The sequence below is a fragment of the Saccharopolyspora antibiotica genome, from assembly GCF_047200635.1.
Taxonomy (GTDB): domain Bacteria; phylum Actinomycetota; class Actinomycetes; order Mycobacteriales; family Pseudonocardiaceae; genus Saccharopolyspora_C.
This window is the reverse complement of record NZ_JBJZOI010000001.1, coordinates 42,231-63,350: the sequence shown is the minus strand read 5'-3', so window position 1 is coordinate 63,350 and position 21,120 is coordinate 42,231. Positions and strand designations below refer to the sequence as shown.

At 73.5% G+C, this 21,120-nt stretch carries 17 protein-coding genes and 1 riboswitch; of the genes, 14 read left to right on the top strand and 3 right to left on the bottom strand.

The window, feature by feature from the left end:
* The 4 genes from ACL03H_RS00290 (at position 1) to ACL03H_RS00275 (ending at position 4,239) form a co-directional block, all read left to right on the top strand.
* Positions 1–825 (top strand): methylenetetrahydrofolate reductase, encoded by an 825-nt coding sequence (locus tag ACL03H_RS00290; protein WP_412808958.1) that lies wholly within the window; start codon positions 1–3, stop codon positions 823–825.
* Positions 822–2,519 carry a formate--tetrahydrofolate ligase gene (locus ACL03H_RS00285; RefSeq protein ID WP_412808957.1) on the top strand — a complete coding sequence of 566 codons (1,698 nt, stop codon included), beginning with the start codon at positions 822–824 and terminating at the stop codon, positions 2,517–2,519. The genes ACL03H_RS00290 and ACL03H_RS00285 overlap by 4 nt, the downstream gene beginning before the upstream one ends.
* Positions 2,516–3,019 (top strand): cyclodeaminase/cyclohydrolase family protein, encoded by a 504-nt coding sequence (locus ACL03H_RS00280; RefSeq protein ID WP_412808956.1) that lies wholly within the window; start codon positions 2,516–2,518, stop codon positions 3,017–3,019. Before ACL03H_RS00285 ends, ACL03H_RS00280 begins: the two co-directional genes overlap by 4 nt.
* 80 nt (positions 3,020–3,099) lie before the next feature.
* A complete protein-coding gene (locus ACL03H_RS00275) occupies positions 3,100–4,239 on the top strand; it encodes a glutathione-independent formaldehyde dehydrogenase (RefSeq protein ID WP_412808955.1) in 1,140 nt (379 codons plus the stop codon).
* Positions 4,240–4,315: 76 nt separating this feature from the next.
* Here the strand turns inward: ACL03H_RS00275 and ACL03H_RS00270 are convergent, their stop codons facing one another.
* Entirely contained in the window at positions 4,316–4,660 is a 345-nt protein-coding gene (locus ACL03H_RS00270; protein WP_412808954.1) for an ArsR/SmtB family transcription factor, read from the bottom strand.
* A gap of 104 nt (positions 4,661–4,764) precedes the next feature.
* Between ACL03H_RS00270 and ACL03H_RS00265 the strand changes: the two genes are divergently transcribed.
* From ACL03H_RS00265 to ACL03H_RS00255, 3 genes are all read left to right on the top strand, one after another.
* Positions 4,765–6,657 carry a heavy metal translocating P-type ATPase gene (locus tag ACL03H_RS00265; RefSeq protein WP_412808953.1) on the top strand — a complete coding sequence of 631 codons (1,893 nt, stop codon included), beginning with the start codon at positions 4,765–4,767 and terminating at the stop codon, positions 6,655–6,657.
* Positions 6,658–6,758: 101 nt separating this feature from the next.
* Positions 6,759–7,934 (top strand): hypothetical protein, encoded by a 1,176-nt coding sequence (locus ACL03H_RS00260; protein WP_412808952.1) that lies wholly within the window; start codon positions 6,759–6,761, stop codon positions 7,932–7,934.
* Positions 7,935–8,144: 210 nt separating this feature from the next.
* A complete protein-coding gene (locus ACL03H_RS00255; protein ID WP_412808951.1) occupies positions 8,145–9,005 on the top strand; it encodes an SAM-dependent methyltransferase in 861 nt (286 codons plus the stop codon).
* Positions 9,006–9,069: 64 nt separating this feature from the next.
* On the opposite strand, the gene ACL03H_RS00250 is transcribed toward ACL03H_RS00255, so the two are convergent.
* A complete protein-coding gene (locus tag ACL03H_RS00250; RefSeq protein ID WP_412808950.1) occupies positions 9,070–9,483 on the bottom strand; it encodes a universal stress protein in 414 nt (137 codons plus the stop codon).
* Positions 9,484–9,563: 80 nt separating this feature from the next.
* Positions 9,564–12,065 (bottom strand): DEAD/DEAH box helicase, encoded by a 2,502-nt coding sequence (locus ACL03H_RS00245; RefSeq protein WP_412808949.1) that lies wholly within the window; start codon positions 12,063–12,065, stop codon positions 9,564–9,566.
* A 145-nt stretch (positions 12,066–12,210) separates the two neighbouring features.
* Here ACL03H_RS00245 and ACL03H_RS00240 point away from each other — a divergent pair, with 145 nt between their 5' ends.
* The 7 genes from ACL03H_RS00240 to ACL03H_RS00210 all read left to right on the top strand — a co-directional run bounded on the left by ACL03H_RS00240 (position 12,211) and on the right by ACL03H_RS00210 (position 21,101).
* The gene (locus ACL03H_RS00240) at positions 12,211–12,402 is read left to right on the top strand and encodes a hypothetical protein (RefSeq protein ID WP_412808948.1); all 192 of its coding nucleotides are present in this window, start codon (positions 12,211–12,213) and stop codon (positions 12,400–12,402) included.
* Between the two features lie 101 nt (positions 12,403–12,503).
* The gene (locus tag ACL03H_RS00235; RefSeq protein ID WP_412808947.1) at positions 12,504–14,384 is read left to right on the top strand and encodes a methylmalonyl-CoA mutase family protein; all 1,881 of its coding nucleotides are present in this window, start codon (positions 12,504–12,506) and stop codon (positions 14,382–14,384) included.
* Complete coding sequence (scpA, locus tag ACL03H_RS00230) at positions 14,384–16,600, top strand: methylmalonyl-CoA mutase (protein ID WP_412808946.1); 2,217 nt, start codon at positions 14,384–14,386, stop codon at positions 16,598–16,600. The genes ACL03H_RS00235 and scpA overlap by 1 nt, the downstream gene beginning before the upstream one ends.
* Positions 16,600–17,586 carry a methylmalonyl Co-A mutase-associated GTPase MeaB gene (gene meaB, locus ACL03H_RS00225; protein ID WP_412808945.1) on the top strand — a complete coding sequence of 329 codons (987 nt, stop codon included), beginning with the start codon at positions 16,600–16,602 and terminating at the stop codon, positions 17,584–17,586. Before scpA ends, meaB begins: the two co-directional genes overlap by 1 nt.
* A 553-nt stretch (positions 17,587–18,139) precedes the next feature.
* Entirely contained in the window at positions 18,140–20,224 is a 2,085-nt protein-coding gene (locus ACL03H_RS00220; RefSeq protein ID WP_412808944.1) for an ATP-binding protein, read from the top strand.
* Between the two features lie 47 nt (positions 20,225–20,271).
* Positions 20,272–20,643, top strand: a complete 372-nt coding sequence (locus ACL03H_RS00215; protein WP_412808943.1) for a GntR family transcriptional regulator — start codon at positions 20,272–20,274, stop codon at positions 20,641–20,643.
* Between the two features lie 67 nt (positions 20,644–20,710).
* Positions 20,711–20,776: riboswitch (guanidine-III (ykkC-III) riboswitch) on the top strand.
* Between the two features lie 10 nt (positions 20,777–20,786).
* Complete coding sequence (locus ACL03H_RS00210) at positions 20,787–21,101, top strand: DMT family transporter (RefSeq protein ID WP_412808942.1); 315 nt, start codon at positions 20,787–20,789, stop codon at positions 21,099–21,101.
* Positions 21,102–21,120 lie beyond the last annotated feature (19 nt).

Sequence of the window (21,120 nt, the reverse complement as noted above, 5' to 3'; positions counted from 1 at the left end):
ATGGACGCCTTGCGCGAATCGTTGCTGCGCGCCCGGTTCGAGGTGCTCCCGGTGCGGGGGGCCGCCGAAGCGGCGCGGGTGCTGCCCCCGGGCAGCACGGTGACCGTCACGGCCTCGGCGGCGAAGGGGCTCGAGGCGACGCTGGAGACCGCGGCGGGGCTGGCGGCCACCGGGCTGCGGGCGGTGCCGCACCTGGCGGCCCGCTCGGTGCGCGACCGCGCGCACCTGGCCGACCTGCTGGACCGGGCGGCGTCTCTGGGCAGCGACGAGGTGTTCGTCGTCGCCGGCGACTCCCCGTCGCGGGCCGGGGAGTTCCCGGACGCGCTCGCGCTGCTGCGGGCGATGGACGAGCTGGGGCGGCGGCCGGGGTCGGTCGGCATCACGGGCTACCCGGAGCGGCATCCCTTCCTGCCCGACGACGACGTCGTCCGGGCGATGTCGGAGAAGGCCGAGCACGCCGACTACGCCGTCTCGCAGATCTGCTACGACCCGGAGCGCATCGCGCGCTGGATCGGCGCGATGCGCGCCCGGGGCGTGCTGCTCCCGGTGCACGTCGGGCTGCCGGGGGCGGTGGACGTGGCGAAGCTGCTGCGGGTCTCGATGCGGATCGGGCTCGGCGAGTCGCTGCGGTTCCTGCGCAAGCAGCACGGCGTGGTGAGCAGGCTGCTCACCCCCTTCTCCCCGGAGCCGCTGGTGGAGGCGCTGCGCTCGCACCTCGGCCCGGCGGGCGTGGCGGGCTGGCACCTGTTCACCTTCAACGAGATCGCCGGGACCGCCCGGTGGCGCGATGAGTTCCTCGACAGGATTCAGGAGGTTCCCGCATGACCATCCCGTCCGACCTGGACATCTCGCGAGCGACCTCGCTGCGCCCGATCGAGGAGGTGGCGGGGCGGCTCGGCCTCGGGCCGCACCTGCTGGAGCCCTGCGGCAGGCACGTGGCGAAGGTGTCGCTGGAGGCCGCCGAGGAGCTCGCCGACCGACCGCGGGCGAAGTACGTGCTGGTCTCCGCCGTCACACCCACCCCGCTGGGCGAGGGCAAGACGACCACCACCGTCGGGCTCGGGCAGGCGCTGGACCTGCTCGGGCACCGCTCGGCGGTGGCGATCCGGCAGCCCTCGATGGGGCCGACCTTCGGCATCAAGGGCGGCGCGGCCGGGGGCGGGTACAGCCAGGTGGTGCCGATGGAGGCGCTGAACCTGCACCTGACCGGGGACGGGCACGCGGTCACCTCGGCGCACAACCTGCTCGCGGCGATGCTGGACAACCACCTGCACCAGGGCAACGAGCTCGGCATCGACCCGCAGCGGATCACCTGGGGCCGCGTGCTCGACGTCAACGACCGGGAGCTGCGCTCGATCGTGACCGGCCTCGGCGGGCGCGGCGACGGCACCCCGCGCCAAGCGGGATTCGACATCACCGCCGCCAGCGAGGTGATGGCGGTGCTGGCGCTGGCGACGTCGTTGCGGGACCTGCGGCGCCGGCTCGGGCGCATCGTGGTCGGCGGCACCCGGGACGGCACCCCGGTCACGGCCGAGCAGCTCCGGGCGGCGGGGGCGATGGCGGTGCTTCTGCGCGAGGCGATCAAGCCGAACCTGCTGCAGACCACCGAGAACACGCCGGTGTTCGTGCACGCGGGGCCGTTCGGCAACATCGCGCACGGCAACTCCTCGGTGGTGGCCGATCAGATCGCCGCGCGCTGCGCGGACTACGTGGTGACCGAGGCCGGGTTCGGCGCCGACATGGGCGCGGAGCGGTTCTTCAACATCAAGTGCCGCGCCTCCGGCCTGCGTCCGGACGCGGCGGTGCTGGTGGCCACGGTGCGGGCGCTCAAGGCGCACTCCGGGCGCTACCGGATCGTGGCGGGGCGCCCGCTGCCGCCCGAACTGCTCGCGGAGAACCCCGGTGACGTGCTGGCCGGGGCGGACAACCTGCGCAAGCAGATCGAGAACATCCGGCTGCACGGCGTCTCGCCCGTGGTGGCGGTGAACGCCTTCCCCACCGATCACCCCTCGGAGCACGCGGTCATCCGCGAGGTCGCCGAGGCAGCGGGCGCCCGGGTCGCGGTCAGCGGGCACTACCTGGGCGGCGGCGAGGGCGCGAAGGAGCTCGCGGAGGCCGTGGTCGAGGCCGCCGCCGAACCGAGCGCGTTCCGGTCGCTGTACCCGGACTCCGCCGACCTCCGGACCAAGATCGAGACGGTGGCCCGCCGGGTGTACGGCGCCGATGGCGTCTCCTACACCCCGGCGGCGGCGCGCTCGCTGCGCGAGTGCGAGGCGAACGGCTTCGGTTCGCTGCCGGTGTGCATCGCCAAGACCCACCTGTCGCTGAGCTCCGATCCGTCGCTGCTGGGCGCCCCGACCGGCTGGACGCTGCCGGTGCGGGAGGTGCGGGCCTCGGCGGGCGCCGGGTTCGTGTACCCGATCTGCGGCGACGTGCGCACCATGCCGGGCCTGGGGTCGAGCCCCGCGGCCGAACGCATCGACATCGACGAGCGCGGCGAGGTGGTGGGGCTGAGTTGAGCGGGCTCGACGCGAGCGTGCGGGACTTCCTCGACCCGGCGAGCACCCCCGCCGCCACCGGCGGGGTGCTCGCCGCGGTCACCACCGCCGGAGCCGCGGGCCTGGTGGCGATGGTGGCCCGGCTGGGCGGGAACGCCGGCCTCGCCGAGCGGGCGGAGCGCCTGCGGGAACGCGGGCTGGAACTGGCCGACGCGGACTCCGCCGCCTACGGGCGGGTCCGGGCCGCGCGCGACCGGCGCGCGGCGCTGCGGGCGGCGGCCGAGCCCCCGGCCCGGCTGGCGGAGGTCGCGGCCGAGGTCGCCCGGCTGGCGGACGACGCGGCTCGGGCGGCGAGTCCGGCGCTGCGCGGCGACGCGGCCACCGCGGCCGCGCTGGCCGCCGCGAGCGCCCGCGCCGCCGCGATCCTGGTGCGCATCGACCTCACCGCGGCCGGGGCCGATCCGGGGCTCGCGGACCGGGCCGACGCGGCGGCCGCCGAGTCCGCCCGCCACCTGCCCTGAGCCGCCGCGGGTTTGGCACCGCGGCGCGGGCGGTTAACCGGCGGTGGCGTCCCGACGTCGAGCGCGAGTGAGGAGCCGCCATGAAGGCCCTGGTCTACGAAGGTCCCCGGCAGGTGCGGGTCGAGGACGTCCCCGACGCGAGGATCGAACGCCCCACCGACGTCCTGGTCCGGATCACGACCACCAACATCTGCGGCTCCGACCTGCACATGTACGAGGGCCGCACGGACCTGGAGACCGGGCGGGTGCTCGGCCACGAGAACCTCGGCGTCGTCGAGGAGATCGGCGAGGGGGTGGAGCGCATCCGGGTCGGCGACCGGGTGTGCCTTCCGTTCAACATCGGCTGCGGGTTCTGCCGCAACTGCGAGGACGGCATCACCTCCTACTGCCTCACCGCGAACCCCGATCCGGACGTGGCGGGCGCCGCGTTCGGCTTCGCCGGGATGGGCCCGTTCCACGGCGGTCAGGCCGAGCTGCTGCGGGTGCCCTTCGGCGACTTCAACTGCCTGCGGCTGCCGGAAGACGCGGCCGACCGCGAGGACGACTACGTGATGCTCGCCGACATCTTCCCGACCGGGTGGCACGCCACCCGCCTCGCCGGCCTGCGTCCCGGCGAGAGCTGCGTGGTCTACGGCGCGGGCCCGGTCGGCCTGATGGCGGGGTACTCGGCGATGCTGCAGGGCGCCTCGCAGGTGATGGTCGTGGACCGCCACCCCGATCGGCTCCGGCTGGTCGAGCGGATGGGCGCGATCCCCGTCGACGACTCGGAGGGCGACCAGGTCCGACAGGTCCTGGACCTGACCGACGGGCGCGGCGCCGACCGGGGCTGCGAGTGCGTCGGCTACCAGGCGCACGACCCGCAGGGCGCCGAGCACCCGGAGATGACGATGAACGACCTGGTGCGATCGGTCCGGTTCACCGGCGGCATCGGGGTGGCCGGGATCTTCCTGCCCGCCGATCCGGGCGCTCCCGGCCGCTTGCAGCAGGAGGGGAAGATCGAGTTCGAGATGGGCTCGTTCTGGTTCCAGGGCCAGCACGTCGGTACCGGGCAGGCACCGGTCAAGGCGTACAACCGCCGGCTGCGCGAGCTGATCCACCGCGGCCAGGCGCGGCCGTCGTTCATCGTTTCGCACGACCTGCCGCTGCAACGGGCGGCCGACGCCTACGAGCACTTCGACCGCCGGGACGAGGGCTGGACCAAGGTCGCGCTGAAGCCCTGACCGGGGCTGCCCCGGCGGGGCGCGCGGCGCGGCACCGTCCGGTTCCGCCGCGGCTCGGCGCCGAGCGGGGTCGCGGTCAGCCGGACAGGCCCAGGCGCAGGTGCTCGATGTGGAAGACGGCCTCGTCGAGCAGCTGGGCGACGTGGTCGTCGTAGAGCCGGTAGACCACGCTGCGCCCGGAGCGGCTGCCCGTGACCAGGCCCAGCGAGCGCAGCAGCCGCAGCTGGTGCGAGACGGCCGAGGCCTCCATGCCGACGGCCTCGGCGAGTTCGCCCACCGGGCGGTCGCCCTGGCGCAGCTCGCTGAGGATGAGCAGCCGGGAGGGCGTGGCGAGGGCCTGGAGGGTCTCCGCGACGGAGGCGGCGGACGCCGGATCCAGCTTCGCCGCGGGCGTCACCGCGTTCTCGACTCCGTGCCCCATGCGCGCAGTCTATCCGCACCCGACCAACTGAATACCTGAACACATGAGCAGTCGTTCAGGTATTGTTTCGCGGTGTCCCGCCCCCCGGACCCGAGGACGTCGCGATGACAGCGCTCGCCGAGCACCCCTCCCGCACCCCGCCGCCCGCCGCCGGGCGCCGACGGCTGTCCACGCTGCCGGAAACCCGCTGGGCGGGGGCGTCGCTGCTTGCTTTCCTGCTCGGACTCGCCGCCGATCTCGGCGGGGCACCGTCCTGGACGTGGTGGGCGCTCTACCTGGTCTGCTACGCCTCCGGCGGCTGGGAGCCCGCGCTGGCCGGGCTGCGAGCCCTGCGGGAGAAGACCCTCGACGTGGACCTGCTGATGATCGTCGCGGCGATCGGCGCCGCCTCCATCGGACAGGTCCGCGACGGCGCGCTGCTCATCGTCATCTTCGCGACCTCCGGTGCCCTGGAGGCCTACGCGACCGCGCGCACCGAGGACTCCGTGCGCGGCCTGCTCGACCTCGCCCCGGAGACGGCCGTGCGGGTGCGCGCGGGCGCCGAGGAGCGAGTGCCCGCGACCGAGCTGCGGGTGGACGACGAGGTGTTGGTGCGCCCCGGTGAGCGCGTCGGCGCCGACGGGGAGGTCGTCGCCGGTGGCGGCGAGGTCGACGAGTCCACCATCACCGGCGAACCGCTGCCCGCCCCGAAGTCGCCCGGCGACGAGGTCTTCGCGGGCACCCTCAACGGATCCGGTTCGCTGCGCCTGCGGGTCACCCGGGACCCGGGCGACTCGGTGATCGCGCGGATCGTGGCGATGGTGACCGAGGCGAGCGAGGCGAAGGCCCCGACGCAGCTGTTCATCGAGAAGGTCGAGCAGCGCTACTCGGCGGGCATCGTGGTGGCGACCCTGGCTGTGTTCGGGATCCCGCTGCTGTGCGGGGAACCGGCCCCGGAGGCGCTGCTGCGCGCGATGACGTTCATGATCGTCGCATCGCCGTGCGCGGTGGTGCTGGCGACGATGCCGCCGCTGCTGTCGGCGATCGCGAACGCGGGCAGGCGCGGCGTGCTGGTGAAGTCGGCGGTCGTGCTGGAACGGCTCGCCGACGTGGACCGGGTGGCGCTGGACAAGACCGGCACCCTCACCGAGGGCGTGCCCCGGGTCGCCGAGGTCCGGCCGGCACCGGGGCAGGACGAGGACGAGCTGCTCGCGCTGGCGGCCGGGGCGGAGCTGCTCAGCGAGCACCCGCTGGGGCGCGCGGTGGTCGCCGCCGCCCGGGACCGCGGGCTGCCCGTGCCTCCGGCCGCGGAGTTCCGCGCCGAACCCGGTCGCGGGGTCGCGGCGACCGTCGAGGGCCGCCGCGTCGAGGTGACCCGCCCGGCGGAGCCCACCGACGCCGTCGGGGCGGTCGAAGCGACCGGGCGCACCGCCGTGGTGGTGCGGGTGGACGGGGAGCAGGCCGGGGTGCTCGGCCTGAGCGACCGGCTCCGCCCGGACGCGGCGCAGGCGGTGGCGGCGCTGCGGGAGCTCACCGGCACCGAACCGGTGCTGCTCACCGGTGACCACGAGCGCGCCGCCCGGCGCATCGCGGCGGAGGCGGGCCTGCGCGAGGTGCGAGCCGGGCTGCTCCCGGAGCACAAGGTGGCCGCGGTGCGGGAGCTCGGCCCCAGGACGCTGGTGCTCGGCGACGGGGTGAACGACGCTCCGGCGCTGGCCGCGGCGCACACTGGGGTCGCGATGGGCGGCGCGGGCGCGGACCTCACACTGGAGACCGCCGACGCGGTGATCGTGCGGGACGAGCTCGCCGCCGCCGCGAAGCTGGTCTCCCTGGCCCGGCGGGCCCGTGCGCTGGTCCGGCAGAACCTGATCATCGCGAGTACGTTCATCGCGGTGCTCGTGGTGTGGGACCTGGTCGGCGAACTGCCGCTGCCGCTCGGGGTGGCCGGGCACGAGGGCTCCACGGTCCTGGTCGGCCTCAACGGGCTGCGGCTGCTGCGACCGTCCGCCTGGCGCTGAGCTCCCCGGAGATCAAGATCACCGACGCCGAGGTTCGCCGGGGCGCACGTCGGGATATCCCGGGCGGTGACAAGATCGACGGTGTGGAAGGAGTTGACAGCATGAGCACCGAGCACGGCGGCGACGCCGAGGCCCCGAACAGCAGGATCCGCACGCTGGGACTGGTCGCCGATCCGGATCTGCCTCAGCAGGTGGCCGAACACCTGGCCGAGGAATTGCCCGAGCAGCTCGGCTCGGAGGAGGACGAGTGGCGCATCGAGGTCGACGTGGACCCGGTGGCCGCCGGCCAGCACGGCACCAGCGACATCCTGGAGGCCACCCGGAAGCGGCTGGAGCGGGGTGGCTGGGACTACGCGATCTGCATCACCGACCTGCCGGTGCGCGCCGACCGCCGGCCGGTGGTGGCCGACACCAAGATCGACCAGCGGGTCGCCGTGGTCTCGCTGCCCACCCTGGGCGGAACCCAGCCGTACCGGCGCGCGCGGCAGGTCGTGCTGCAGCTGGTCGACGAGCTCACCGCCCAGGAACCCGATGAGGGCCGGTACGGGCTGGACAGCAGGCTCACCGAGCTGGTCGCCCCGATCCGGCGCGAGCAGGAGCCCGCCGAGCACAGCGAGGAAGAGGACCACGACGAGGAGATCGACGTCCGCTACAGCGCGACCCGCAACCGCGGCCGGTTGCGGCTGCTCAGCGGGATGGTGCGGAGCAACCAGCCGTGGCGGCTGGTGTTCGGGCTGCGCAGCGCCCTCGCGGCGGCGGTGGCGACCAGCGCGTTCGGCCTCTCCTCCAGCACGATCTGGCAGATCGGCGACCGGCTCGGCCCGACCCGGCAGGTGATCGCGGCCGTGCTCTCGGTCGCGGTGCTGGTGCTCTGGCTGATCACCGCGCACGGGCTCTGGGAGAAGCAGCGCGACTCCGAGGTCGACCGGGAGCGGTCCCTGCTCTACAACGTGTCCACCCTCGCGACGCTCACCATCGGCGTCGGGTGCATGTACGCGGGCCTGTTCGTGATCAACCTGCTGACGGCGCTGTTCCTGGTGCCGCCCGGCCTGCTGGCGAGCAGCCTGGGGCACGAGGCGGACTTCACCCGCTACCTCACCCTCGCCTGGGGCTTCACCACGATGGGCGTGGTCGCGGGAGCACTGGGATCGAGCCTGGAGTCCGACGCGGCGGTCCGGCAGGCCGCCTACGGCTACCGCGAGGAGCAGCGCCGCAGCGAGCGGCGATCCGAGCAGGAGGACGAGCAGAAGGAACGGCGGGAGAGCTCGGCGGACTGAGCTGAACGGATGAGGCGAGGCGCCCGGGTCCGCCGCGGCGACACGTCCGGATCACCACGTCCCACCTGCCAGGACGAGGGGCGGCGGACGAACGGGCGCGGCGCTTCGACCGAAATGGGCGGACCGCGACCAGGTCACATGCGGTTGCGTCGCGCAACCGTTCGGTTAGCCTCGCGAACGAACCGAGGCGGCCAGCGGAAGGGATCTCCCGTGACCAGCACGCACGAGCAGTGGGACATCGTCTCCGGCGTCGGCATCACCGCGCTGGCGGTGGCGAGCGGGCGGGCAGGCGAGTCCCGCAGGGCCGACCGGCTGATCGAGGACCCGTACGCCCAGGACCTCGTGGCCGCGGCCGCATCGCCGCGGCTCGACGCGCTGACAGGCGCCAGCGCGGAGATCCAGGCAGCCATGTCCGGCTACCTCGGCGTGCGGACCCGGTTCTTCGACGAGTACTTCCTGCGCGCCGCCGCCGGAGGCGTCGAGCAGGCCGTCATCCTGGCCTCCGGTCTGGACACCCGCGCCTTCCGGCTCGGCTGGTCCGACGGACTGCGGGTCTTCGAGATCGATCAGCCCAAGGTGCTGGAGTTCAAGGACACCGCGCTCGGCGAGCTCGGCGCCACCCCTGCCGCCGATCGCACCGCCGTCCCCGTGGACCTCCGCGACGACTGGGCCGGGGCGCTGCGGGAGGCCGGGTTCGACCCAGCGCGGCCGACCGCCTGGCTCGCCGAGGGCCTGCTGCCCTACCTGCCCGCCGAGGCCGAGGCGCAGCTCCTCGCGACCGTCCACCGGCTCTCCGCCCCCGGCAGCAGGCTGTCCGTCGAGCACGTCAGCGGACCGCGCAACCGGATCCTCAGCGACGAGATCCTCCGGATCGGTCACGAGTGGGGCATCGACCTGGCCGACCTGCTCGACACCGCCGAACGCCCGGACCCCGGCGACGAGCTGACCGGTCTCGGCTGGTCGGTGCGGCGCGAGCCGACCCGGGAGATCGCGGCGGGCTACGGGCGCCCCCTCACCGGCTTCGGCAGCTCCTTCGCCGAGATCGGCCAGCTGCTCACCGCGTTCCGCTGATCCCGGGCCCGCACGACGACGGCCCGCCTCCTCCCGGAGACGGGCCGCTCGTGCTTCGACGTCGTCAGCGCACGACCAGGACCGGGCAGCGGGCGTGGTGCACCAGCTTCAGGGCCACCGAACCGACCATCATGCCGGTGAACGCACCGTGCCCCTTGTTGCCGAGCACCATCATGTCGGCCTGCGGGGACAGCCCCACCAGCTCGTCCACCACGTGCCCGCGCACCAGGCGCGGGCGGATGTCGACCTTCGGGAACTCTGCCCGCACCGCGTCGGTGGTCTTGTCCAGCAGCTCGCGGGCCCGCCGCTCGAGCTCCGAGTCCGGGGTCGGCAACCGGTAGCCGAACTGCACCGGCTGGTGCCACACCGTGATGGCGTGGACCAGGCCGCCCACCTTCGTCACGTACTCCGCCGCCCAGCGCAGCGCGCGCTTGGACTCCTCGGACCCGTCGATGCCCGCTACCACGGTCTGCGGCATGCTCGCGTTCCTCTCGATCGCGGCCGGAAACCGCGATCGTAGGCCACCCGACCGGGGGGCGCCACCGTCCCGACCAGCTGCTATTGCTGGTCGACGGCCTGCACGCGGATCACTGCGGTGCCCTCCTCGTCGGAGGCCGCGAGGTCCACCTCAGCGCTGATGCCCCAGTCGTGGTCGCCCTCGGGATCGGCGAAGACCTGGCGCACCAGCCAGCGCCCCGGCTCCTCGGTGATCATGAGCATCGCGGGACCGCGGGCGTCGGCGCCGGTGCCGATCTCGTCGTACTCGGCGAAGTAGCCCTCCAGCGCCTCGTCCCACGCCTCCGCGCCGAACTCCGGATCCAGCTCGCCGAGCTGGTTCGTCCAGCGCCGCGCGGCGAGCTCCACCCGGCGGAACAGCGCGTTCCGGACCTGCACCCGGAACGCCCGCGCGTTCTGCGTGATGCCCGCGGGCCCCTCCTGCACCGGGGCGGCACCGGCCTCGGTCTCGGCGGCGGGGTTGCGCAGCCGCTCCCACTCGTCGAGGAGGCTGGAGTCGACCTGGCGCACCAGTTCACCGAGCCACTCGATGAGGTCGGTGAGCTCCTCGGTCTTCGCGTCGGCGGGGACGGTGTGCCGCAGCGCCTTGTAGACGTCGGCGAGGTAGCGCAGCACCAAGCCCTCGGAGCGGGCCAAGCCGTAGTGGTTGACGAACTCGACGAAGTTCATCGCCCGCTCGAACATGTCCCGCGCCACCGACTTCGGGGACAGCTCGTGCTCGGCGACCCACGGATGCCCCTTGCGGTACATCTCGTAGGCGGCTTCGAGCAGTTCCCGCAGCGGCTTCGGGTAGGTGACGTCCTCCAGCAGCTCCATCCGCTCGTCGTACTCGATGCCGTCGGCCTTCATCCGCGCGACGGCCTCGCCGCGCTCCTTGAACTGCTGCGCGGAGAGCACCTGCCGCGGATCGTCCAGAGTGGATTCGATGACCGAGAGCACGTCCAGCGGGTAGCTCGGCGAGTCCACGTCCAGCAGCTCGATCGCGGCCAGCGCGAACGGCGACAGCGGCTGGTTGAGCGCGAAGTCGAACTGCAGGTCCACGGTCAGCCGCACCCGGCGCCCCAGCGCGTCGGGCTCGTCGAGCTGCTCCACCACGTCCGCGGCCAGCAGCGCCCGGTAGATCGCGATCGCGCGCAGGACGTGCCTGCGCTGCGCCGGGCGGTCCTCGTGGTTCTCGGTGAGCAGGTGCCGCATCGCCGCGAAGGCGTCGCCGGGGCGGTTGATGACGTTGAGCAGCATCGAGTGGCTGACCTGGAAGCTGGAGACCAGCGGCTCCGGCTCGGCCCCGACGAGCTTGTCGAAGGTCTTCTCGCTCCAGGACACGAAGCCCTCGGGGGCCTGCTTGCGCACCACCTTGCGCCGCTTCTTCGGGTCTTCGCCCGCCTTCGCCAGCGCCTTCTCGTTCTCGATCACGTGCTCGGGCGCCTGCACCACCACGTAACCGGCGGTGTCGTAGCCCGCGCGGCCCGCGCGCCCGGCGATCTGGTGGAACTCGCGGGCCTTGAGGTGGCGGGTGCGCACCCCGTCGTACTTGGTCAACCCGGTCAGCAGCACGGTGCGGATCGGCACGTTGATGCCGACGCCGAGGGTGTCCGTACCGCAGATGATCTTGAGCAGGCCCGCCTGCGCGAGCTGCTCCACCAGGCGCCGGTACTTCGGCAGCATCCCCGCGTGGTGCACGCCGATCCCGTGGCGCACCAGCCGGGACAGCGTCTTGCCGAAACCGGCGGTGAACCGGAAGTTCCCGATGGCCTCGGCGATCCGGTCCCGCTGCTCGCGGGAGGCGACGTTCACGCTCATCAGGCTCTGCGCCTGCTCCATCGCGGACGCCTGGTTGAAGTACACGACGTAGACCGGGGCCTGGTTGCCGCCGAGCAGCTCCTCGATCGTCTCGTGCAACGGCGTCAGCGCGTAGCGGAACGTCAGCGGGATGGGGCGTTCCGCCGAACTCACCACGGCCGTCTCGCGGCCGGTCCGGCTGGTGAGGTCCCGCTCGAAGCGGGCGACGTCGCCGAGGGTCGCCGACATCAGCACGAACTGGGCCTGCGGCAGCTCCAGCAGCGGCACCTGCCACGCCCAGCCCCGCTCCGGCTCGGCGTAGAAGTGGAACTCGTCCATCACGACCTGGCCGACCTCGGCCCGCTCACCGTCGCGCAACGCCAGGTTCGCCAGGATCTCCGCGGTGCAGCAGATGATCGGGGCGTCGGCGTTGACGCTGCTGTCGCCGGTCATCATGCCGACGTTGTCGGCGCCGAAGACGTCGACCAGGGCGAAGAACTTCTCCGAGACCAGCGCCTTGATCGGGGCCGTGTAGAAGCTGCGCTCCCCCCGGGCGAGCGCGGTGAAGTGCGCGCCGGTGGCGACGAGGCTCTTGCCGGAGCCGGTGGGGGTGCTGAGGATGACGTTCACCCCCGTGACCACCTCCATCAGCGCCTCTTCCTGCGCCGGGTAGAGCTCGATGCCCTGCTCGGTGGTCCAGGTGGTGAAGGCGTCGAGCAGCGCGTCGGGGTCGGGTGAGCCGGGGAGGCGGTCAGTCAGCGTCATGGCACCCCCGATCGTCCCTGGTCAGCTCCGGCGCGTCGCAGCCGGGGTCCGGGTGCCGCGACCATCGCTCCGAGTCACCCGATCGGGGGGCTTCGCGGTGCCGGGCCCTGGCTCGCGGCGGGCACGATCGTCAACACTGGGGAACATGCCGGAGCGACAGGTGCGGTTCGTGGGCGGGCCGCTGGACGGGCGGACGCAGGACCTGCGCGACTCCGAGGCCGTGCACGGCCGGCTGCTGCGGCACATCCACCTGCACGAGGGCCCGAAGATCGAAACCAGCTACCGGCTGAGCTACACGGCCGAGACGGGCTGGGAGTACCACTTCAGCGGGCACTGACCGGCCCCGGTACGAGCGGAACGACCCCGCCCACCAGGTGGGACGTGGGTCACAGCTGACGGCGCGTTTCGGCCCCGCGCCGCGACCTACCATCGACTGCCATGGCGCCCACCGACCGGCTCTCGACGACGAGCGGCTCCCGCCCCGAGCTCAGCCTGGGCGGTGAATTCCCCCGCCCCACCCACGGCGACTGGCTGGAGCAGGTGGAGAAGGTCCTGCGCAGGACCGGCCGCATCAAGGAGGGCGAGAGCGCGCCGGAGGACCCGGCCGCGCTGCTCGCGACGACGACCTACGACGACATCACCCTGCGGCCGCTGTACTCCGCGGACGCCGAGCTGCCCGCACCGGGCCCGCCCGGCTTCGCGCCGTTCGTGCGCGGCAGCCTGCCCCAGGGCTCGGCGCCCGAGGGCTGGGACGTCCGCCAGGCGCACGGCAACCCGGACGCCCGCGCCGCGAACCGCGAGATCCTGGCCGACCTCGACGGCGGGGTGAGCTCGCTGCTGCTGCGAGTCGGCGAGGGCGGGATCGCGGTCGCCGAGCTCGCGGACGCGCTGCACGACGTGCACCTGGACATGATCGGCGTGGTGCTCGACCCGGGTGAGCAGGCCGGCGCGGCCGCCGACGCGCTGCTGCGGCTCGCCGCCGAGCAGGGCGTGGCGCCGAGCGCGCTGCGCGGCAACCTGGGCGCCGACCCGCTGGGGGTGCGGGCGCGCACCGGCCGCGAGCCCGACCCGGAGCAGGCGGTGGACGCGGCGCGGCGTTGCGCCCGAGATCTGCCCGGTATGCGGGCGATCACCGTGGACGCGCTGCCCTACCACGACGCGGGCGGTTCGGAGGGCGAGGAACTGGGGGCCTCGCTGGCGGCCGGGGTGGGCTACCTGCGGTGGCTCACCGAGGCAGGGCTGGACGTGGACACCGCCTGCGGGCTGCTGGAGTTCCGCTACGCGGCGACCGCCGACCAGTTCCTCACGATCGCCAAGCTGCGCGCCGCGCGCCGGGTGTGGGAGCAGGTCACCCGCCGCAGCGGGGCCGCGGAACCGGCGCGGGCGCAGCACCAGCACGCGGTGACGTCCTCGGCGATGCTGACCCGCCGGGATCCGTGGGTGAACATGCTGCGCGCGACCATCGCCACCTTCGCCGCCGGGGTCGGCGGCGCGCAGGCGGTGACGGTGCAGCCGTTCGACGCCGCCATCGGCGCCCCGGACGAGTTCTCCCGGCGCGTGGCCCGCAACACCCAGGCACTGCTGCTGGATGAAGCGCACCTGGCCCAGGTGATCGACCCAGCCGGCGGCTCCTGGTACGTCGAGCGGCTCACCGAGGAACTCGCCCGATCCGCCTGGTCCTGGTTCCAGGAGATCGAACGCGCGGGCGGCCTGGACGCGGCGCTGCGCTCCGGACTGGTCGCCGAGCGCCTGGCGAGTACCTGGCAGCGGCGCAGGAGCGCCATCGCGCGCCGAACCGACCCGATCACCGGGGTCAGCGAGTTCCCCGACCTCGACGAACAGCCGCTCCGGCGCCGCCCGCTGCCCGAACAGCCCTCCGGCGGGCTGCCCCGGGTGCGCTACGCCGAGGACTTCGAGGCGCTGCGCGACGCCGCCGACGCGCGCTCGCAGCGCCCGGAGGTCTTCCTCGCCACCCTCGGGCCGCTGGCCACCTACACCGCGCGGGCCTCCTTCGCCCGGAACCTGTTCGCCGCCGGCGGGCTGGGCGCCGCCGAGGCCGGCCCCACCGAGTCCACCGCGGACGTCCTCGCCGCGTACGCCGAGCACCGCTCCCCCTTGGTGTGCCTGTGCTCTGCGGACGGGGTGTACGCCGAGCGCGCCGCCGAGACGGCGAAGGCGCTCAAGGAGGCCGGCGCGACGACCGTGCTGCTGGCCGGCCGTCCGAAGCAACGACCGGACGATGTGGACGGTCTCGTGTACTCCGGCTGCGATGCCGTCGACGTGCTGCGCGCCGCGCACCGGACCCTGGGAGTCGAGTGATGAACCACAGCATCCCGAACTTCGCCGACATCCCGCTGGACCGCTGCCCCGCCGAGGGCGACGCGGCGAGCCGCTGGGACTCGGCCGTCCTCTCCGCGACCGGCAAGGAGTCCGACGCCCTGGTCTGGGAAGCACCCGAGGGCATCGGGGTGAAACCGCTCTACACCGCGGCCGACACCGAGGGCCTGGACTTCCTGGCCACCAAGCCCGGAATCGCGCCGTTCCTGCGCGGCCCGTACCCGACGATGTACGTCAACCAGCCCTGGACGGTGCGCCAGTACGCCGGTTTCTCCACCGCCGCCGCGTCGAACGCCTTCTACCGGCGCAACCTGGCCGCCGGGCAGAAGGGCCTGTCGGTGGCGTTCGACCTGGCCACCCACCGCGGCTACGACTCCGACCACCCGCGGGTGTCCGGCGACGTGGGCATGGCCGGGGTGGCGATCGACTCGATCTACGACATGCGCCAGCTGTTCGACGGCATACCGCTGGACAAGATGAGCGTGTCGATGACCATGAACGGGGCGGTGCTCCCGGTGATGGCGCTCTACATCGTCGCCGCCGAGGAACAAGGGGTGCCGCCCGAGAAGCTCGCGGGGACCATCCAGAACGACATCCTCAAGGAGTTCATGGTCCGCAACACCTACATCTACCCCCCGCAGCCGTCGATGCGGATCATCTCGGACATCTTCGCCTACACCTCCCAGCGGATGCCGAAGTTCAACTCGATCTCGATCTCCGGATACCACATCCAGGAGGCCGGAGCCACGGCCGACCTGGAGCTCGCCTACACGCTCGCGGACGGCGTGGAGTACCTGCGGGCGGGCAGCACGGCCGGGCTGGACATCGACGCCTTCGCTCCCCGGTTGTCATTCTTCTGGGGCATCGGGATGAACTTCGCGATGGAGGTCGCGAAGCTGCGCGCCGCGCGGTTGCTGTGGGCGAAGCTCGTGAAGACCTTCGGGCCGAAGAACCCCAAGTCGCTGTCGCTGCGGACCCATTCGCAGACCTCCGGTTGGTCGCTGACCGCCCAGGACGTCTACAACAACGTCGCCCGCACCTGCGTGGAGGCGATGGCCGCCACCCAGGGCCACACCCAATCGCTGCACACCAACGCCCTGGACGAGGCGCTCGCGCTGCCCACCGACTTCTCCGCCCGCATCGCCCGCAACACGCAGCTGGTGCTGCAGCAGGAGTCCGGCACCACGCGCGTGATCGACCCGTGGGGCGGCAGCCACTACATCGAACGGCTCACCGCTGATCTCGCCGAGCGCGCCTGGGCGCACATCACCGAGGTCGAGGACGCGGGTGGCATGGCGCAGGCCATCGACGCGGGCATCCCGAAGCTGCGCGTGGAGGAGGCCGCCGCCCGCACCCAGGCGCGCATCGACTCCGGCCGCCAGCCGCTGATCGGCATCAACAAGTACCGCTTCGACGGCGATGAGCAGATCGAGGTCCTCAAGGTCGACAACGCCGAGGTCCGCGCCGAGCAGCTGGACAAGCTCCGGCGGCTGCGGGAGGAGCGCGACGAGACCGCCTGCCAGGACGCGCTGCGACGCCTGACCGGGGCGGCGGAGGCCGCGATGTCCGACGAGCGCCCCGGCGACCTCGACCACAACCTGCTCACCCTCGCCGTGGACGCCGCGCGCGCCAAGGCCACCGTCGGCGAGATCTCGGACGCGATGGAGCAGGTCTTCGGCCGCCACGCGGGCCAGATCCGTACGATCTCCGGCGTGTACCGGGAAGAAGCGGGATCGTCGGCGCCGCTGGAGCGCGCCCGCGAGGTCGTGGAGCGCTTCGCCGAGGACGAGGGCCGCCGCCCCCGGATCCTGGTCGCCAAGATGGGCCAGGACGGCCACGACCGCGGCCAGAAGGTGATCGCCACCGCGTTCGCGGACGTCGGCTTCGACGTGGACGTGGGCCCGCTGTTCCAAACCCCCGCCGAGGTCGCCCGCCAGGCCGCCGAGTCCGACGTGCACGTCGTCGGGGTCTCCTCGCTGGCAGCCGGGCACCTCACGCTGGTCCCCGCGCTGCGCGACGAGCTGGCCGCGGTCGGCCGGGAGGACATCATGATCGTCGTCGGGGGCGTGATCCCGCCCGCCGACTTCGACGCGCTGCGCGAGGCCGGGGCGGCCGCGATCTTCCCGCCCGGCACCGTGATCGCGGAGGCCGCGCTGGGCCTGCTCGAGGAACTCCGAACCAGGCTCGAACTCGACTGATGCCACGCGAGATCGACGTCGAGGACTACGCCGAGGGCGTGCTGGGCGGTTCCCGCACCCGGCTGGCGCAGGCGATCACCCTGGTGGAGTCGACCAGACCGGCGCACCGGGCGAAGGCCCAGGAGCTGCTCGTCCGGTTGCTCCCGCACAGCGGCGGGGCGCACCGGGTCGGCATCACCGGCGTGCCCGGGGTCGGCAAGTCCACGTTCATCGAAGCGCTCGGCACCTCGCTGACGGCGGCCGGGCACCGGGTGGCGGTGCTGGCGGTGGACCCGTCCTCCACCCGAACCGGCGGGAGCATCCTCGGCGACAAGACGAGGATGGGCGGGCTGGCGGCAGACCCGGCGGCGTTCGTGCGTCCCTCCCCCTCCGCGGGCACGCTCGGCGGCGTCGCGCGAGCGACCCGCGAGACCATCGTGCTGATGGAGGCCGCCGGGTTCGACGTGGTGCTGGTCGAGACCGTCGGCGTCGGGCAGTCCGAGGTGACCGTGGCGGGCATGGTCGACTGCTTCCTGCTGCTCACCCTGGCCCGCACCGGAGACCAGTTGCAGGGCATCAAGAAGGGCGTGCTGGAGCTGGCCGATCTGGTCGCGGTGAACAAGGCCGACGGCCCGCACGAGATGGAGGCGCGGAAGGCGGCCCGCGAGCTGCGGTCCGCGCTGCGGCTGCTCACCCCGGTCAGCGCTTCCTGGACGCCGCCGGTGGTCACCTGCAGCGGGCTGAACGGCACCGGGCTGGACTCGCTGTGGGAACAGGTGGAGCAGCACCGCGCGACCCTGACGGAGACGGGGGAGCTCGCGGACAAGCGCAGCCGCCAGCAGGTCGAGTGGACCTGGGCGCTGGTGCGCGATCAGCTCATGGCCGAGCTCGTCGCCCACCCCGAGGTGCGGGGGCAGGTCGGCGAGGTGGAGGCGCGGGTGCGCGCGGGCGAGCTGACCGCGTCGCTGGCGGCGGAACAACTGCTGCGCGCGTTCCGGGGGCGATGAGCCCGGCGGTGCACCCCGGCCGCGCGGGGGCGCGGACGACAGCGCCCACCCCGGACCCGATACCCGGCGACGGAACCGGTACGGAGCTCGGAACACCTTGCGCAGCACCGTGATTCCCAGCGCCGGGTGCCGACGCCCCGCCGGCGCGGCGCGATTGCCGCGGCGCGCTTGCGGTCCACCGCTCCCGGGGTCGGCGGCCCCGCGGCTGGGCTTCGACAGGACGGGGTTCCGGGGGCTTGCGATTCGCTGGTTCATGACTTCATGGTGCTCGCTCGAACAGGAGTTCCACCATTGCCGAATGGTGTGGCGGATCGCCCGTATCGGGTGAGCGGATGCGCTGTTTTCCCGTCGCACGGCCGGATTCCGGCCACGGCGCCGCCCCGGAATCGGCGCCGCCCGGGATCGGCACCGCCCCGGGACCGCGCCGTCCGGGCGCAGGCGCTGGTCCGGACGGCCGCTCTTCGGGGCTCGTCGGCCGGTTCTCCGAACAGCGGCCGCCCGCGCTCGGTAGACCTGTTTCGAGCGTCGGCGAGGCGTTCGGCAGGAGGTCGCGGTGGTCGACGAGGTCCGGAACGTCTTCTCCGGGAACGCGCGGCACGTCGTGCAGGCGGGCGAGATCAAGGGCGGCGTGCACTTCCACGTGCCCGCACCGGAGATCCCGGTCCCGCGCCAGCTCCCCGCGCGCGTCGCCCACTTCACCGACCGCGAGACCGGCCTCGCCGAGCTGGACTCCTGGCTGGCCGAGCCGACCAGCACCGCGGCACCCGCGTGGTTGATCGTCGGTTCCGGAGGGGTGGGGAAGACTTCGCTCGCCGCGCACTGGGCGCACCGGGTGCGGGACCGGTTCCCGGACGGAGACCTCTACCTCGACCTGCGCGGCCACCACTCCGGTCGGCGGCGCGAAGCGGACGAGGCGCTCGACGAGGTGCTGCGCGCGCTGGGCGTCTCCGGCGACCGGTGCCCCGTCGACGTCGACGCGAAGTCCTCGCTGTTCCGAACGCTGATCAACGCGCGCACCATGCTGATCGTGCTCGACAACGCCGCATCCGCCGAGCAGGTCCGCCCGCTGCTGCCGGGCTCCGCCTCGTGCCGGGTGCTGATCACCAGCCGCAATCGGCTGCCCAGCCTGACGGTTAGGGAAGGAGCCGCCCGGATGTCGCTGGACGTGCTGCCGCCGGAGCACTCGCTCGCACTGCTGCGCAAGGCCGCCGGGGCCGATCGGATCGACGCCGAGCCCGACGCGGCGGCCGAACTCGCCCGGTACTGCGCGCACCTGCCCCTCGCGCTGCGCATCGCCGCGGAGCGGCTGGCGGGCTCGCGACGGCGCATCGCCGATCTCGTCGAGGAGCTAGCCGACGAGCGCGAGCGGCTGAACGCGCTCACCTCCGACGAGGACGACCTCACCACCGTGCGAGCGGTGTTCTCCTGGTCGTACCGGTCGCTGCCTCCCGAGGCGGCACGCCTGTTCCGGCTGCTCGGTCTGGCCGCGGGCCCCGACATCGGCCTCGGCGCCGCCGCGGCGCTGGCCGGGCTGCCGCGAGCGACGACCCGCCGGGTGCTGGACTCCCTCACCGGTGCGCACCTGCTCGAAGAACACCGCCCCGACCGCTACCGGTTCCACGACCTGCTGGGGCTCTACGCCGCCGAACGCGCGCAGCGGGACGGGCGGAGCGCCGAGCGCGAAGCGGCCGTGCGCCGGCTGCTGTCCTGGTACCTGCACGCCGTGACGGCGGCCTCCTGGGCGGCCGAGCCGAGCTTCACCCGGCTCCCGATGGACCTTCCCCGCGCCCCTGGCGCCGTACCCGAGTTCGCGGACCGGCCGACCGCGCTGCACTTCTACGACGACGAGCGGGAAAACCTGGTCGCCGCGGTCCGCCAGGCCGCCGACCGCGGCGAGCTGGTCCTGGCCTGGCAGCTGCCCGTGGCGATGTTCGCCTTCATGCTGGCTCGGCGGCCGCTGACCGACTGGCTGGTCACCCACCGCACCGGGCTCGGCGCGGCCCGCGCGGTCGGGGACGGGCTCGCCGAGGCGTGGCTGCTGACCAGCACCGCCATCGCCCGCGAGACCCTCGGCGACCACGCGGCCGCGCTGGCCGACCTGGAGCGGGCGGTCCCGCTGTGGCGGCGGCTCGGACCACCGTGGGCCCAGGCCTGGGCGTTGCGCGACCTGGGCAAGCTGTACTGCGCGATGGGCCGCGACGCCGAGGCCGACGATGCCCTGGAGCGCGCCCTGGCGATGCACGTCGAGCTGGGTGACGACTGGGGGGAAGCCACGACGCTGAGCGTGCTCGCCCAGGCAGAGCGGCGCCTCGGCCAGTACGACGAGGCGCTCGACCACCTGCGCCGGGCCATCGAGATCCGCCGCGCCCGCGGCGACCGCCGCATCGAGGCCACCTCGCTCAGCGAGATGGGTGCGGTGCTCGGCGACCTGGGGCGCGCCGAGGAGGCCTTCGCCCACGTCGAGCGGGCGCTGGAGCTGCACCGGGCCGTCGAGTACGCCTACGGCGAGGCGCTGGACCACGAGCGGTTGGCAGAGCTCTGCGAGCGCGGCGGGCGCGACGAGGAGGCGCGGGAACACCGCCGCACGGCCGCGGCGCTGTTCGAGGAGCTGGGGATCCCGCGCCCCCCGACCGGCTGATCCGGGTGGTGCGGTCCGGCGGTGCGGGCTGGCGGAGAATGAGACGCATGGTGGACCTCAGCGTGGATCCGGGGGCGAGCACGAGCCCGTTCGAGCAGGTGCGGTCCGGGATCGCGGCCAGGATCAACTCCGGCGAGCTGCCGGTGGGCGCCAAGCTGCCGACGGTGCGGGCGCTGGCCGCCGAGCTGGGCATCGCCGCGAACACCGCCGCTCGGGCCTACCGGGAGCTGGAGCAGGCCGGGTTGATCGAGACCCGGGGCCGCGCGGGCACCTACGTCAGCGCTGCCGGGAACCGGGGAGCGCAGCGCGCCGCCGAGGCGGCCGCGGAGTACGCCCGCGCCACCCGCGCCCTCGGGATCCCGCCGCAGGAGGCGCTCTCGCTGGTGCGCGCCGCGCTGGAGCTGCCCCCGACGAGCTGACCCGCGGCTGGGGCGGTGGAGACCTGGCACTCGTTGCCACCCCGCGACCCGCGTGAGACGTTGGGGACGAGCCCGCGAGACGCGGCTCCCGGACGAGGGGCGCCGTACCCGGAGTGCGACAAGACGGCCCGCTGGAGGCCGTGATGTCGTGGCTCGTGCTCGTTCTCTCCGGAGTGCTGGAAGCGGTGTGGGCCACCGCGCTGGGGAAGTCCGGAGGACTCAGCCGCCTCGGGCCGACGGTCGTGTTCTTCGCCGCTCTCGCCGCCAGCATGGGCGGTCTCGCGTTCGCGATGCGGGACCTGCCGGTCGGCACCTCCTACGCGGTGTGGGTGGGCATCGGCGCGGTGCTCACGGTCGCCTACGCGATGACGACCGGGGAGGAAGCGGTGTCGGTGCTCAAGGTCCTGTTCCTGGCGATGATCGTGGGTGGCGTGATCGGGCTGAAGCTCCTGCACTGAGCCCGCGGACGGCCGGTGG